10 protein-coding genes and 1 pseudogene are annotated in these 14,253 nt (G+C 69.5%); 6 read left to right on the top strand and 5 right to left on the bottom strand.

Annotation, left to right across the window (positions count from 1 at the left end; translation table 11 throughout):
- The 5 genes and pseudogenes from AC13HU_RS15590 to AC13HU_RS15570 all read right to left on the bottom strand — a co-directional run.
- A pseudogene (locus AC13HU_RS15590) lies at nucleotides 1-619 on the bottom strand (hypothetical protein); the annotation flags it as partial.
- 4 nt (nucleotides 620-623) lie between these two features.
- On the bottom strand, nucleotides 624-2,996 hold the full coding sequence (locus AC13HU_RS15585) for an NHLP family bacteriocin export ABC transporter peptidase/permease/ATPase subunit (protein ID WP_483042459.1): 2,373 nt from the start codon (nucleotides 2,994-2,996) through the stop codon (nucleotides 624-626).
- Nucleotides 2,993-3,808 (bottom strand): hypothetical protein, encoded by an 816-nt coding sequence (locus AC13HU_RS15580; protein WP_483042458.1) that lies wholly within the window; start codon nucleotides 3,806-3,808, stop codon nucleotides 2,993-2,995. Before AC13HU_RS15580 ends, AC13HU_RS15585 begins: the two co-directional genes overlap by 4 nt.
- A complete protein-coding gene (locus AC13HU_RS15575; RefSeq protein WP_483042457.1) occupies nucleotides 3,792-5,294 on the bottom strand; it encodes a SagB family peptide dehydrogenase in 1,503 nt (500 codons plus the stop codon). The genes AC13HU_RS15580 and AC13HU_RS15575 overlap by 17 nt, the downstream gene beginning before the upstream one ends.
- 227 nt (nucleotides 5,295-5,521) lie before the next feature.
- Nucleotides 5,522-7,690, bottom strand: coding sequence for a TOMM precursor leader peptide-binding protein (locus AC13HU_RS15570; RefSeq protein WP_483042456.1), 2,169 nt, complete (start codon nucleotides 7,688-7,690; stop codon nucleotides 5,522-5,524).
- Nucleotides 7,691-8,153: 463 nt separating this feature from the next.
- On the opposite strand from AC13HU_RS15570, the gene AC13HU_RS15565 reads away from it, so the two are divergent.
- The 6 genes from AC13HU_RS15565 (at nucleotide 8,154) to AC13HU_RS15540 (ending at nucleotide 14,157) form a co-directional block, all read left to right on the top strand.
- Nucleotides 8,154-8,516: a hypothetical protein gene (locus tag AC13HU_RS15565; protein WP_483042455.1), complete on the top strand. Its 363-nt coding sequence runs from the start codon at nucleotides 8,154-8,156 to the stop codon at nucleotides 8,514-8,516.
- Nucleotides 8,517-8,625: 109 nt separating this feature from the next.
- Nucleotides 8,626-9,591 (top strand): ABC transporter ATP-binding protein, encoded by a 966-nt coding sequence (locus tag AC13HU_RS15560; protein ID WP_483042454.1) that lies wholly within the window; start codon nucleotides 8,626-8,628, stop codon nucleotides 9,589-9,591.
- Nucleotides 9,588-10,448 carry an ABC transporter permease gene (locus tag AC13HU_RS15555; protein WP_483042453.1) on the top strand — a complete coding sequence of 287 codons (861 nt, stop codon included), beginning with the start codon at nucleotides 9,588-9,590 and terminating at the stop codon, nucleotides 10,446-10,448. The genes AC13HU_RS15560 and AC13HU_RS15555 overlap by 4 nt, the downstream gene beginning before the upstream one ends.
- 32 nt (nucleotides 10,449-10,480) lie before the next feature.
- Nucleotides 10,481-11,458, top strand: coding sequence for a DUF8094 domain-containing protein (locus tag AC13HU_RS15550; protein WP_483042452.1), 978 nt, complete (start codon nucleotides 10,481-10,483; stop codon nucleotides 11,456-11,458).
- A 127-nt stretch (nucleotides 11,459-11,585) separates the two neighbouring features.
- Nucleotides 11,586-11,945 (top strand): hypothetical protein, encoded by a 360-nt coding sequence (locus tag AC13HU_RS15545; RefSeq protein WP_483042451.1) that lies wholly within the window; start codon nucleotides 11,586-11,588, stop codon nucleotides 11,943-11,945.
- A gap of 115 nt (nucleotides 11,946-12,060) precedes the next feature.
- On the top strand, nucleotides 12,061-14,157 hold the full coding sequence (locus AC13HU_RS15540) for a radical SAM protein (RefSeq protein WP_483042450.1): 2,097 nt from the start codon (nucleotides 12,061-12,063) through the stop codon (nucleotides 14,155-14,157).
- Nucleotides 14,158-14,253 lie beyond the last annotated feature (96 nt).

Below are 14,253 nucleotides of genomic sequence, written 5' to 3'. Positions count from 1 at the left end.
GTGCGGGGGCAGCGGGCCGGGGGGACCCGTCGGCCTCGTCGAAGTCGGTCAGCGCCAGTGCGACGGAACCGCGGATCACCTCGATCCACACCACACCGTCGACCGAGCGTGCCATGGCCCCGGGCGGCAGCAGGGCGCGGCGCGACCCGTCGGCGTTGTCCGTTTCCAGCGGGACGAACTCCCGCGGCGGCAACTCGGTCCGCACGGCGTCGGCCAGTGCCACGAACCCGGCGTCCAGTCCGTCCGCCAGTTGCTTCGCCAGCGGGCTCGCCGGCGCGCCGGAACCGTGTCCGACCCGCGGGAGCGCGACGTTGAGCGCCTCGCCCAGCGTGCAGGACCGCACGGCGCCCCCGGGCAGCGGTTTGCCGACCAGGGTCGGCCCGTCCAGCCGGGCGCCGCACAGTACGCTGCCGGTCCCGACCCGGCACAGGAAGGTCCAGCGCCCGCCCTCCTCCTCGCTGGCGGCGAAGAGGTCGAGCATGCCCTCGGTGACGAACCAGATGCGCCCGGGGTCGGCCAGCGCGAAGACGCCGTCGGTCCGCGGGCTGAGGACCGTTGCGAGTTCGGACAGATCCATCGCGTCCGGGCCGTACTTGATCGAGAAGTGGGATGTGGTCACTGCGTCACTGCTCCCGGATCAGGTCGGCGTACAGTCCCTCTGCCTTGGCAAGGGCGTGATGCGTGCCGCGCTGCACGACCCGGCCGTGATCGAGCACGAGGATCTCGTCGCTGTCCCGGATCGTCGACAGCCGGTGGGCGATGATCACGCAAGCGCAGCCGAGCCGGCGGAGGTTGTCGTCGATGCGTTTCTCGGTCTCCGCGTCGAGGGCGCTCGTGGCCTCGTCGAGCACCATGACGCTGGGCCCGCGCACCAGTGCGCGGGCGATCTCCAGACGTTGCCGCTGACCGCCCGAGAAGTTGGTACCGCCCTCGGCGACAAGGCTGTTGAGGGTGCCCGGCCGGGAGGCCACGACGTCGTAGACGGCCGCGTCGCGCAGCGCCGCGACGATCCTTTCGTCGGGGATGGAGGTGTCCCACAAGGTGACGTTCTCCCGGACGGTTCCCTCGAAGAGGAAGATGTCCTGGTCGACGAAGGCCACCGAGTTGCCGAGGGTGTCACGGGTGTAGGTCCGGCGTTCCCGGCCGTCGAAGAGGATCTGGCCGGACCGCGGCTCGTACAGGCCGGCGATGAGCCGGCTCACCGTGGACTTTCCGCTGCCCGAGCCGCCCACCAGCGCCACCCGCTGGCCGGGCAGCACGGTCAGGTCGAAGTCACGCAGCAGCGGATCCCCCAACGGGCTGTAGCCGAAGGTGACATCGATCATCTTCACGCTGGCCACGCTGGTGGGCCGACGGGGCTTGCGGGGGGCGGGTTGGCCCGTGCCGGGCTGCCCGTGCGGGTCCGGCGGCACCGGTGCCTGGCCGGGTCCGCCGGCCGGCGCGCCGGTCGGGTCGGCGTCGAGCACCTTGTTGGTGAAGTCGGAGGCCAGCGGGAACCGTTCGATGTCCTTGAGCCGGTTGATGTCGGCGGCCACGTCCTGCACCCGCGGCCCCAGGTTGCTCAACTGGGACACCGGGCGGGTGAAGTTCGTCACCAGCGTCTGGAAGGCGACCAGCAGACCGATGGAGATGTGCCCGTCGATCGCCTTGTGCCCGCCGATCAGCAGGATGCAACCGCTGTCCACCGCCGCCAGGAACGGTGGTACGACGGCGAGCAGCGCGGTGGGAGTGCCCAGGACCTGCGATCCTGACGCCACCTTGGCCTGGAAGCCCGCCCAGCGCCCGAAGTAGTCGTTCTCGGAACCCGACGCCTTCATCGTCTCGATGAGTTGCAGGCCGTTGAACGACGCTGCGGTCAACCGCGCCCGGTCGGCCCGGAGTTTGGACACCGCGTCGCTGCGCAGCCGCGCCACCAGGCGCAGCACCACGATGTTCAGCAGGGCCACCCCGACGCCGATCAGGGTCAGTTGGGCGTCGTAGGTCCACAACAGGATCGCGTAGAAGACCACGAGCAGCGCGCTGACCGCCGCGGTCGCCACGTCCCGGGACAGGATCTCGGCGATCCTGTCGTTGGAGGCGACCCGTTGGGAGATCTCCGCCGGGTTGCGCTGGGTGAAGAAGACCACGGGTAGGCGTAGGAGATGCCGGACGACGCGGGCGGAACTTCGGATCGCCGTCGACGACTCCACCCGCAGCAGATGCGTCTGTTGGAGCAGGGTCAGCACCACTGTCAGCACCGTGGCCGCGGCCATCGCGCCGATCAGCGGGGTGATGAAGGAGTGATCTCCGTTGGTCAGCACCCGGTCGATGAAGGCCCGCGTGAACGCGGGCACCGCCACACCGGGGATGATCAGCAGGATGCTGGCGAGGAGCGCGAGCATCAGCGCCCCGCCGTTGCTGCGGTAGCGGGAGTACAGGTCCGTGGAGATGCGCGGGGGGCGCCCGCCGCGCCGGAAGTCGGGCCCGCGCTCGAAGGTGAGGACGACGCCGGTGAAGCTCTTGTCGAACTCCTCCATGCTGACCGTGCGCTTGCCGGAGGCCGGGTCGTTGAGGTGGACCACCGGTCGCCCGAGCCGCGTGCCCATGCCCTCGTAGACCACGAAGTGGTTGAAGTTCCAGAACAGGATCGTCGGCGGCCGCAGCTTCTTGAGCTTTTCCACCTCCATCTGCCGGCCGCTGGCCAGCAGGCCGTAACTCCTGGCCGCTCGCAGCAGGTTGACGGCCTTGGCGCCGTCACGGGAGACGCCGCAGGCGGTCCGCAACTCCTCCAGCTGGACGAAGCGCCCGAAGAAGCCCAGCACCATGCTCAGCGAGGCCGCGCCGCATTCGACCGCCTCCAACTGGATCACGGTGGGGGTCTTGACGCGCATCCGGTTTCTGGCGCGTTCGCTGCGATCGCGGCGGCGGCCGCGGCCACGGGACGGCGGTCCGCTCGCCGCATTCGAGTCGGCCTTCCGGCCGGGTGCGGGCAGTGGGGGCGTGGATTGAGTCGTCATTTCGGCAACAGCCAATCGATGGGACGCTCACCGGGCAGGCGGCCGTAACCGGTGACCTGGGTCCACGAGTTGATCCGGAACGGGGGTCCCGAAGCCGAGGTCCAGCGGTAGCCGCTGGAGACCTTGGAGTCGGTTTCCAGGTCGACGGTTATTCGCACCGGACCGCCCTTGTCCAGGAGTTGCGTGGACAGCAACTGGTTTCCGCCCAGGAAGTCCAGCACCTGCTGCTCGGTCTGCGGGAACGCGTCCACGGCGGTGACATGGCCGCGCATCAGGCCGAACGCCTGCGCGGGAGCCGACGACACATCCATGTCCACGTCGTCGCCGATCTGCAGCTGGCCCGCCTTGTCCGCGGGGGCGAACAGCACGGCCACCAGCCGGTCGTTCTTGCTGTCGGTGCGCTCCACCGTCATGAACGTCGCGCCCGCGTTGACGTACTGCCCGTTGTCGACCAGCAGGGCGATCGTCCGGCCGGAGAAGGGGGCCCGGACGATCTGGGTGGCACCGTGGGCGTCGACCAGGGACAGCACCGGAGCGCCCTTGGTCACCGGGTTCCCGGTCTGGGCGAAGACGTCGGACACCAGCCCGCTCTGCGGACTTTCGACCTTGGAAACCCCCAGCGGATGCGTGAGGATGCCCGGCACGTCCACGTTGCGGGCCAGGTCGCCGTTGAAGGACCACACCAGGCCGCCCGCGATGAGCACTCCAACGAGTGCCAGTACCGCCCAGGCCCGCGGCCGGGCCAGGCGCACGGGGCTGTCCAGGTCGTCGGGCGCGCGCAGGTTCTCCAGTGCCTTACGCCGGAACTCCACTGCCGTCCTCCTCTCCACGGCTGCCGAGCAGGAACTCGCCGACGGTCGACTCGCTCTCCCAGGGCACCCCGGAAGCGGCGGCGAAGGCGTCGGAGTCGCCGCCGCCGAGCCCGCAGCCCGCGAGCCCCATCGCGGTGGCGACGCTGTACATCACCTGGTAGAGCACCCCCACGTGCTTGAGCACCAGGGCGTAGCCCATCGTGGAGTACTTCCACATCACCCGCCCGAAGCGCGCCGTGACCAGCAGCGTCACCTGCGGGGCGGCGGACATCTGCGCGGTCGCGCGGGACATCTCGGTGAGGCGGGTCAGTGCCGGCCCGGGTTCGGCGACCAGTTCCAGCCGGTGCCCCTCGGGGTCGTAGTGGTACAGGCCCGGTGCCACCCCGTCCACCTGGTCGATCAGCGGGTAGATCTCCAGCTCGTACGCCCGGCCGCCGGACGGATAGGGCCGGTCGCCGAGTTGCTGGGAACCGTCGTCGTACCGGGCCCGGTTGCGTGCGCTCCGGTACAGGAACTCGCCCAACTGCTCGACGGTGAGCGGCGAGGAGCTGTCGTGCAGCCGCAGCGAGTGCCGGTCCTCCAGTACTTCGGTGAGGGTCCGATCGCTCGCGCGCAACGCCTCCAGGTCCACCCGGGGCAGCTCCACCGAGGCGCCGTCGAAGGACGGCCGGACCGCGGGCAGCGGCTCGGCGGTGCCCTTGGCCCAGTACGTGCCGCCGTACGGCATGTCGTGGCGTCCGACGCGGGTACGGCTGTGGAACCACAGCTCGTGCGGCGACCACTGGGCGAAGCGGAAGTCCTCCTCGGCGGCGCCGCTCCGCGGCACCAGGAAGCCGTGCCGGGCCAGGGCGCTCAGCAGCGCGGTGACCACTTCCGGCTGGTCCAGCAGGTGGGTCCGCGCGCCCTCGGTGTCCTGGGGAGCCTGCCCCGGGTCCTGCTGCCTGGGCAGCGAGGCCAGCAGCCCGGCGAGCGCCGGATCGTGCAGTTCGACGGCGACGTGTGCCAGCGGCGACTCCAGCACCATGCCGGTGCCCTCGGCGCGCAGCACGGCGAAGCGGGACATCCGCAGCTCGGCCGGGTCACCGTCGTGCTTGAGAACGGGCGGCACGGAAGGGCCGAGCGGACGGAACGTCAGCAGCGGCTCCCCCGCGGCCTCCAGGGTGACCGCGAGCCAGCCGCCCGCGCGCAGCCGCTGCAACAGCTTGGGCGTCTTGAGCATGCCGAGCTCGCCCTCGTGGCTCCGGACGACGTCCAGCAGCTCGTCACTGCCGACCGGCTTGGTGCCGAGCAGTTCGACGGCAGCCGCCAGTCCCGGTGACAGGGCACCCAGCGAGGTACCGCGTTGCCCGATGAAGATCTGGGTCGCGCCGCTGGGGACGGGGACGACCCGAGCGCCCGGGTGGAGCCGCAGGAGTTCACCGACCCGCACCGGACCGGGTGCGGGTGGGTGGTTGCTGATGACGCCGGAAGCGTCAGGACCAGTCATGTCATCTCCAGGGAGACTGCGGTGGGGAAAGCCCTGTCACTGGGCAAGGCCATGACGTTCAGGCCGCCGCCCCGGCGGGGGTCCGCTCGGGACGACGGCATGAGAGACGGATCAACGGACCGGCGGACCGGCAGAGCGGCGGACCGACGGGCCGGGAGACCGACGGATCAACGGATCAACGGACTGATGGGCCGACAGACCGACAGACCGACCGATGGTCCGACCGATCAGAAGAAGACGCTGCGCGGGTTCATCTGGTCCTCGGCGGTCGGCTCGGACAGCCAGCCCAGCTTCACCGGCACGTCGTAGAGTCGACCCGGAGCCAGCCGGCGCCAGAAGTGGCGCATGCCCGGGACCATGACCTTGGCGACCTTCAACTCCAGGTCGGGCAGGCTCTGGTCGAGGACGATCACCTCGTGGCCCGCCTTCTGGACCCGCTCGACACCGTTGCGGATGTCCTTGGCCAGGTCGCCGGAGAACAGGCCGGCGTAGGTGCTGGCCGACGTGGTGGGGAGGTTCGCGGCCGGAGCGACCCACGGGTCCTGGGCGACCGTCACCTCCTTCAGCCACGCGAGCGTGTCGGGGTCGTCCTCCCAGTAGTCGGTGGAACCGTCCGCATTGCGGTTGATCACCGCCGGAAGGAACTGGTTGACCTCGGTCAGGGCCCGCAGGACGGCGATCCGCACGTCGAGGTGCGCCCCGAAGCCCAGGAGCACGTCCTCCACCGGGTGGTCGGTCCGGCGCGAGACCGCGGCGAAGGTGGGGATGCCGAGGTCGGTGGTGATGTCCACCACCTCCAGGCTGCGGTTCATGCCGGTGTAGAAGTCGCGCAGGGTGTCGATGTACGGCTCGCGCAGGCTGTCGAGGTCGAAGCCCGGTCGCAGCACCCGGTTGTACCACCACAGGGCGACCGAGTCGCGCTCGGAGATCTCGTAGAACGCCTGCAGGATCGCCTCCTCCAGGGTGTTCCCGGCGGCGTTGCCGTTGCCGTCGCTGAAGCAGTAGAAGTTGTCCACCAGGTCGGGGTGGCCGAACCAGGCGTATCCCGCCGGCACCAGGCGCTCCCGGTCGTGCGTCAGCGACCACGCCGACGTCCACTCGATCTCGCGGCTGGTGTCGAACGGGTCCGGCACGATGTGCAGCCGGCCCGCGCCGGTGTGGTTCCATACCTCCCGGCCGGCGTACTGCGCCTCGGAGTACTGCAGCAGGTCGTTGGCGTGCACCGCCAGGTCGGGACCGAGCGCGTCGAAGCTGGCCCGGCGGGTGTAGCGGTCACCGCGCCACACGCCCGAGTACCGCTCGATGGCCTCGCACACTCCGCTGACGCGCGCCTGGATGTCGCTGCGGCCCTTGCCGCCGCTCTGGCCGCGCAGGTTGCGGCGCAGCATGGCCAGGTTGTCGCCGGGCATCGCGAAGTTGTGGCCGGCCGAGTAGCTGTAGGTGACACCGTTGTCGACGTCGTTGAGCAGCCGCAGCGAGCTGACCGCGCCGGTCAGCCGGCTGATGTGCTTCTCCAGCCGCTTGTAGGTGTCGTCGGGGCGCATCGTCCGGTGCCCGCCGTCCGCGCTGAACTGCACGGTCTGCTCGACCGGTTCGATCCGGGGGTCGATGTGCAGGACCGTGGGGTCACCGCAGCCGGGACACTGCGGCTGCCGGATCAGCTGGTGGCGCTCGGTGCGCATGGTCGGGACGTGCACCGAGACCAGGACGCCCTGGTGGTCGGACGCCTCGGCGCCGATGATGCCGGCCACGGCGCTGGCGACCAGCTGCGCCGAAAGCCCCACCGACCAGGGGGAGGCCGCCAGCGAGGTGATCAGCGGAGCGTCGTCGCCCCGCTTGCGCTTGAGGTACGCCTCCACCTGCCGGTTGCCGTCGAGGCGTTGGGCCAGGCAGCGCCAGCATCCGGTGACGTCCGGCACCATGTACGGGCCGGTCCAGACATCGGCGCCGTTGGGCTTGGCCAGCAGCCAGGGGATGCCGGCTTCGCGCAGGCGGGCGTCCACGGCGTCGAGTTCGGGGTTGCAGTAGTCGTCGGCGAGCACCACGACCATGGTCGGAGCGGCGGCACCGGCCTTGGCGGCGGTGACCGGCCGCACCTTGATGCCGGTGGTCCGCAGCGCGGCCACCACCTCCGCCTCGTCCACCGCGCCCACCGAGGTGATCTCCACCTGGGCCTCGTCCAGTCGCCGGGTGGCCTCGGCGGCGTCCACTCCCCGGGACTCCCAGACGGCCACCGCGGCGCGGTCGGTCCCGACCGGCCCCTCGGCGAGGTGGTTGAACCGCTGGAACTTGCTGATGGCGAAGACGACTTCACCCAGCGTGAATCGGTCGGAGAGCTTCTGGGCTATCTCGGCGATCGTGTGGGTTCCGTCCAGGAAAGGCACTACCTCGGCCACCGCCTTTCCCTGGACCAGGTAGTGACCTTCCTCCGAAACGAGAAAGACCCGATCAGAGCCGACGGCCTGCGGGACAAGGTGTGCCTTGAAGCGGGGCAGATCCACCGCGACCTCCAAAAATTATTCGACTTGGTCGGACACTTTAATACCCGCCGGGATGGGTAGAGCAAGGAAGTCGAGACGACCGCCGGCTATCTTTTCGGTGCTCTCGACTCCGCCCTGTCGGGGGGCCTTCTTATCTGTAGGGGGGTCCCCTCCTAGCCCTACGGGGCCCCTACTTCAGACCGCTCTGAGCTGCGACAACCGTACGAGGTGGCAGGTTCTGCGGGTGCGGGGAAGGCCGCAAAAAGAATCGGGTCGAAATGCAGAAGAGCGCAGTTGACTTACAGGCGGTCAGCTCTGGATGATTTCCGCATCAACCCGAAGCTGGCTTGATATCAAAATCGACAAGTAAGGGGTGCTCATGGAGCCCAGGGAAAGGTCGGCATTCGTCAGTGCCTACACCAAGGTGCTGACAGCTGCCTGGTCGAACGAGGACTACGTGTCGCGGCTGCAGGCGGACCCGCGTACCGCGCTGGCCGAACAGGGCCTGGAACTGCCCGCGAATGCCACGGTGCACGTGGTCCGGGATGTCGGCGGCGATCCCGACCTGGAGGCTCAGGTCGCGCTCTGGGGAGCCGGCGCGCAGAACGGCGTGTACGAGCTGCGGGTCCCCGCCTCGCCCCAGATCGAGGACCGCGAACTGTCGGAGGCCGACCTGGAAGCGGTCTCCGGCGGCGACAACACCTACTGCTGCTGCTGCTGCCCCTGCTGCACCTGCACCTGACGGGTAGGGCGTCGCGGCGACCGGTGGAGTCGCGGCGCCCTTCACCTTCGGCCTTCGATCGCGCACAGCACACGCCAGAGCAGACCTGCGGAACCTCGAGGTGATACCCATGCCCGGACCGGAAGTGATCGGGGTGTCCGGACTACGCAAGTCCTACGGAGCCGTACCCGTGCTGCACGGGGTCGACCTCCACGTGGGACGCGGCGAGATCTTCGCTCTGCTCGGCCCGAACGGCGCGGGAAAGACCACCACGCAGGAGATCCTCACGGGCTTCAGCAGCCGCAGCGCGGGGTCGGTCAGCGTCCTCGGCCAGGACCCCGCAGGCGCGGGGGCCCAGTGGCGTGCCCGTATCGGCATCGTCCCCCAGGACATGGGCTCGTTCGACCAGCTCACCGTCAAGGAAGTCGTCTCCCACTTCGCCTCCCTGTACCCCGACCCCCTGCCCGTCGGCAGCGCGATCGAGCGGACGGGACTCGGCGAGAAGGCGAACGAACGCACCGGCCGGCTCTCCGGTGGCCAGCGCCGCCGCCTGGACATCGCGCTCGGCATCGTCGGACGCCCCGAACTGGTCTTCCTCGACGAACCCACCACGGGCCTGGACCCGCAGGCCCGGCGCGCCACCTGGGACCTGATCCGGGCGCTGGCGACGGACGGCACCACCGTGATGCTCACCACCCACTACCTCGACGAGGTCGAGGTGCTCTGCGACCGGGTCGCCATCCTGCTGCGCGGAAAGGTCGCCGAACAGGGCGCACCCACGGACATCGGCGGGCGCGCCGACGGCGAGGCCGTCATCGAGTTCCACGCGGCGGGCGCCCTGCACGGAGCCGAACTGCCGGCCGTTCAGCCGGCCGGCGCGGCACCGCTCGGACGGGCGGAGGGCCAGGTCCGGATCGGCACGGCCGCACCGGCCGCCACCTTGCGTGTCCTGCTCGACTGGGCGGCCCGGCTGGGGAGCGATGACCTGCCCGGACTGACCGTCACCAGGCCCACGCTGGAGGACGTCTATCTCCGGATGATCGCGGCCGACGCCGCGACTCCGGCGCCCGAACCCGAACTGGAGCACGTCGCATGACCGGTGGAACGGAAACCACGACCCTGGAGTACCGATCCGAGCCCCGCACGCGCGAGCTGCGGACGCCCTCGATCGGCAGGGTGGCGGCGGCCCGCGCCGGCATCGAGCTGAAGAGCTACTTCCGCAACCGGCAGGCGGTGGTCTTCACCTTCGCCCTGCCGCTCGTGCTGCTGCTGATCTTCGGCGCCATCTACTCCGGCAACGCCCCCGGTACCCACACCCCCATGAAGCAGGTGCTGATCGCCGGCATCATCGCCTCCGGCATCATGAGCACCACCTTCTCCAGCCTCGCCGTCGCCATCGCGGTCGAGCGCGACGACGGCACCCTGCGCCGGCTGGCCGCGACGCCCATGTCGCCGGTGTCGTACTTCCTGGGCAAGGTCGCCCAGGCATTCGTCATCGGGGTGCTGGAAACCGTGGTGCTGCTGGCCGTCGGCGTGGGCCTGTTCGGCCTGCACCTTCCGGACACCGGGGCACGCTGGTTCACCTTCGTGTGGGTGGTCGTCCTCGGCATCGTCGCCTGCTCCTTCCTCGGCATCGCCTACAGCCGGATGGCCCCCAACGCGCGTTCCGCGGCACCGGTGGTGCAACTGCCGTACCTGGGGCTGCAACTCATCTCGGGCGTGTTCTTCGTGTTCACCTCCCTGCCCGGCTTCATGCAGGTGATAGCGGGATGCTTCCCGCTCAAATGGATGGCCCAGGGACTACGGTCGGCGTTCTTGTCCGACTCCTTCCAGCAATCCGAGGCGGCCGGCAGCTGGGAGCACGGGCGTACGGCCCTGGTCCTCGGCGGGTGGTGCCTGGCCGGGCTCCTGCTGAGCCTGGCGACCTTCAAGTGGGGGCGGGTCAAGAAATGAACGCGCTCGGCAGGATAAGAACGTGGACGGCCGTGGCAGGTCTCGCGGTGCTCGTCGCCGGATGCGGCAGCGGTTCGTCCACGCCCAAGGCAACGGCTCCTCCTGCGGCGCCCCCGCCGGTCGGCGTGCCCCTGGCGACCAAGCTGCTGGAGCAGTACTCGGCGACCAGCAACGCGATCAGCCTCAAGAACGTCGGGACGCTGTCCACCATCGAGGAGCCGCCGGCCTCCGTGGCGAGCAAGGCCGGCCTGACGGTCGCGAAGGCGCAGAAGATACAGGTGACGGACCGAAGCTTCGTCACGCCAAGGTTCGTCTTCCCGCGCGTCACCAGCTACCCGCACTACTTCCTGGCGATCGCCCCGATGCTCCAGTCCGACCGGGTCACCCCGGCGCCGGTGTACACGCTGTTCGTACAGGACCAGCCATCGGCGAAGTACCGGGTCGCCTACTATCCGTTGGCCACCGACACCAGCACCGAGCTGCCGACGCTGGAAGAGGACAGCGCCGACGGCGCGCCGGAAGTCACCAACAGCAACGGCCTGCTGGCACCGCCCGGCGAACTGGCCCGCGCGTACAACGACTTCGCGCAGGGCCACAAGGACGCCGACGTACCGCTGGCGCCGAGCCAGGCGCTCACCGTCGATCTCGCCGGCAACTTCAACGCCAACGCACAGGAGTTGAAGTCCCGGGGCGGCGTGCTGAACCGCGTCCTGCTGTCGCACGACTACCCGTCCTACATGCTGCGCACCCGGGACGGAGGGGTACTGGCGTTCAGCGCGGTCAAAGTGCAGGACACCATGACCTCCTCCTCCGGCTACGGGTCGACGGTCGCCCTCGACCCCGGCAGCCCGGAGGCGGCCATGGCGGGCAGCCCCCAGGGCGCGCACTCCTCGCAGTTCGTGATCGACCGGCTCGAGGTGTACCTCAGCGTCATCCCGCCCGCCTCCACACCGGGCCCCGGGGTCCAACTCCTCGGCTTCAGCGACTATCTGCTGTCAGTCGACGGATAGGTTCCCCGCTCCTGCGGCCCGCACCCCAGAATTCCCGGCCTTCCCGGCAGGGATCGTCCCGGCCTTCCCGGCAGGGACATCCCGGACGTCGACTGTGACGCCCGGTAGTTGATCAAGAAGGAGATCCATGGAACCGCGAGAGAGGTCAGCGTTCGTCAGCGCCTACACCAAGGTGCTGACGGTTGCATGGTCGAACGAGGACTACGTGACCCGGCTGGAGGCGGACCCGCGTACGGCGCTGGCCGAGCAGGGCCTGGAGCTGCCGGCGAACGCCACCGTGCGCATCGTCCGGGACATCGGGGGCGACCCCGACCTGGAGGCTCAGGTCACCCTCTGGGGCGCCGGCAAGGCGACCGGTGTCTACGAGCTGCGGGTGCCGACTTCGCCCCAGATCGAGGACCGCGAACTGTCCGAGGCCGACCTTGAGGCCGTGGCCGGCGGCGACAGCTACTGCTGCTGCTGCTCGCCCTGCTGCACCTGCACCTGATCCGATGGTGGCCGCCGGAATCAGCCGGCCGTGACGGACGAGCAACTCGTCTGTCCGGCCGGCGGATTCCGGCGGCGCCGGTCAACGCAACCGAACGTCGAGAAGGGTTCGAGAAATGACGTCAGCCGACCTGCCGACCGGGCCCAGTGCGCCCACTGCCGCGGCTGCACGGCGCCAAGTGCACTTGGTCGAGCTGACCGTGATGCCCGGTGTCCGCTACAGCGCCGTACTGGGCTACCTGCAGGCCGCCGCCGAGGCGGCCCCGGACCTCGCCGAAACCTGTTCCTTCACCAAACACGTGTACATGCAGGGCGGGGACGCCTTCGAGACCGCCTGCGCCAAGGTGCTGGACGCGCTGGACAATCCCCTGGCGGTCGCCTTCACCGTCTACTTCTGGAACCGGCCCGGCACTCTCGAACTGGCCCGCCGGGTCAAGGAGCGCTGGCCGCGCTGCCGCATCGTGGTGGGCGGCAACGACGTGACGCACCAGCCGGTGGTGTTCGACGAAGCGCCCTGGGTGGACGTCCTCGTCCACGGCGAGGGTGAGATGCGGTTCCGCGACCTGCTGCGCGTCTTCCTGCGCCACGAGGAACCGGCCACCGCGGAGCCCGAGTTGGGTGCCCTGCCCGGCATCAGCTACCGCTCCGCCGACGGCGAGGTGGTCACCACCGCCGCGGCCCCCCGGATCGAGGACCTTGCCGAACTGCCCTCGCCGCTGCTCGGCAACACCTGGGCCGACGAGGACATCGCGCAGTCCCGGATGCTGGTGTACGAGACCAACCGGGGCTGCCCCTACTCCTGCGCCTTCTGCTACTGGGGCGGGGCCACCAACTCCAAGATCCGCCAGTTCCCGATGGACCGCATCCTGAGCGAGCTGGAACGCATCGTCCGGGTCGCCGCCAACGGCACGCAACTGTTCATCGCCGACGCCAACTTCGGCATCGTCGCGCGCGACGTCGACATCGCACGCCACATCGTGGAGCTGTGCCGGCGGCACAACAAGCGGCTGCTGGTGATGACGAACTGGGCGAAGAACACCAACGGCCGGGTGGTGGAGATCGCGGGAATCCTGTACCGCGCCGGGCTGACCGGGGCCATCACCCTGTCGGCACAGTCCTTCGACCCCGATGTCCTGCAGATCGCCAACCGCCGCAACATCCGCGTCGACAACTACCGTCGCATGCAGACCCAGTTCCGGGCCCAGAACATCCCCACCTACACCGACCTCATCTGGGGTCTGCCCGGCGAATCCCGCGACACCCACATGACCGGGATCGAGGAGGCCATCACCTCCGGCGGCTCACCGGTCATCTACCCGCTGCTGCTGCTCAACAACACCGACTACACGCATGACCGCTTCCGGGACGATCACGGCCTGCGCACCAGGCACCTGCCCTGCGACCCCGGGAACACGGACCTGATGGCCGACGTCGTCACCGAGCACTCCAAGGTGACGTTCGAGGACTGGCTGAGCGGGATGGCCTTCCGGATTCCGCTGACGCTCTTCCACAAGTGCCTGCTCCGCTCGACGCTGCGCGTCCTCGCCGAGACCTCGGGCGCCCGCACGGTGGACCTGATCGAACTGCTCGGCTCGTTCCTGCGCGAGGGGGCGGTGGAAGACCCGCTGATCTCCTTCCTGATGGCCGACTACGACCGTGTCTGGCGGGAGCCCGAGAGCTTCGACCGTGACCTGCTGTACCGGAACATCGGGCGTCCCGTGATCCACGAGGAGCTCCACTACCAGGCAATTCTGCGGCGCATGGTCGGCGATGAGAACCGCGCCGCCCGCTATGCTCGAACTGCCGTGGACTTCCTGTACGAAGCGCTCACCGCCCAAGGGCGCCCGCTGCCGGACCGCACCGACCTCGACATGGTCACCGGCCTGGATCTGGCGGCGGCAGCGGTGTTCCGCGCGGGCATCCATGGGAAGGTGGAGCAACACGACTTCGCCCTGCCGGAAGCGCTGTTCGACCTGCTGAGGTCGTACGGCGACGTGCCGGGCGGCGCCCCCGCCGCCGCTTCCCAGGAAAGTCTGGTGCACGGCCGGATCGAAGTACCCGAGTCGAGGACCCGCTACCCCTTCAGCGCGTACTCGCTCTCGGTCTGGCACGGCAGCGGACGCCCACTCCACGACGTCGGCATGCGCCTCGATGTTCAACGCCTGCCGCAACGGGAGACCGTTCAGCCGATCGCGGTTCCCCACACAGCCTAGCCACCCCCGTCGACTCCGGCCGCCGAGCCCACCCCCCTCAGAAGGACCCCTGCCGTGAACCGAAACCTCCGCAATGCCACCCCGCCGATCTACGCC

The organism is Streptomyces sp. NH27, assembly GCF_056859195.1.
Note: the sequence above shows the minus strand (reverse complement) of the source record. Positions and strands in the feature narration are given on the sequence as shown.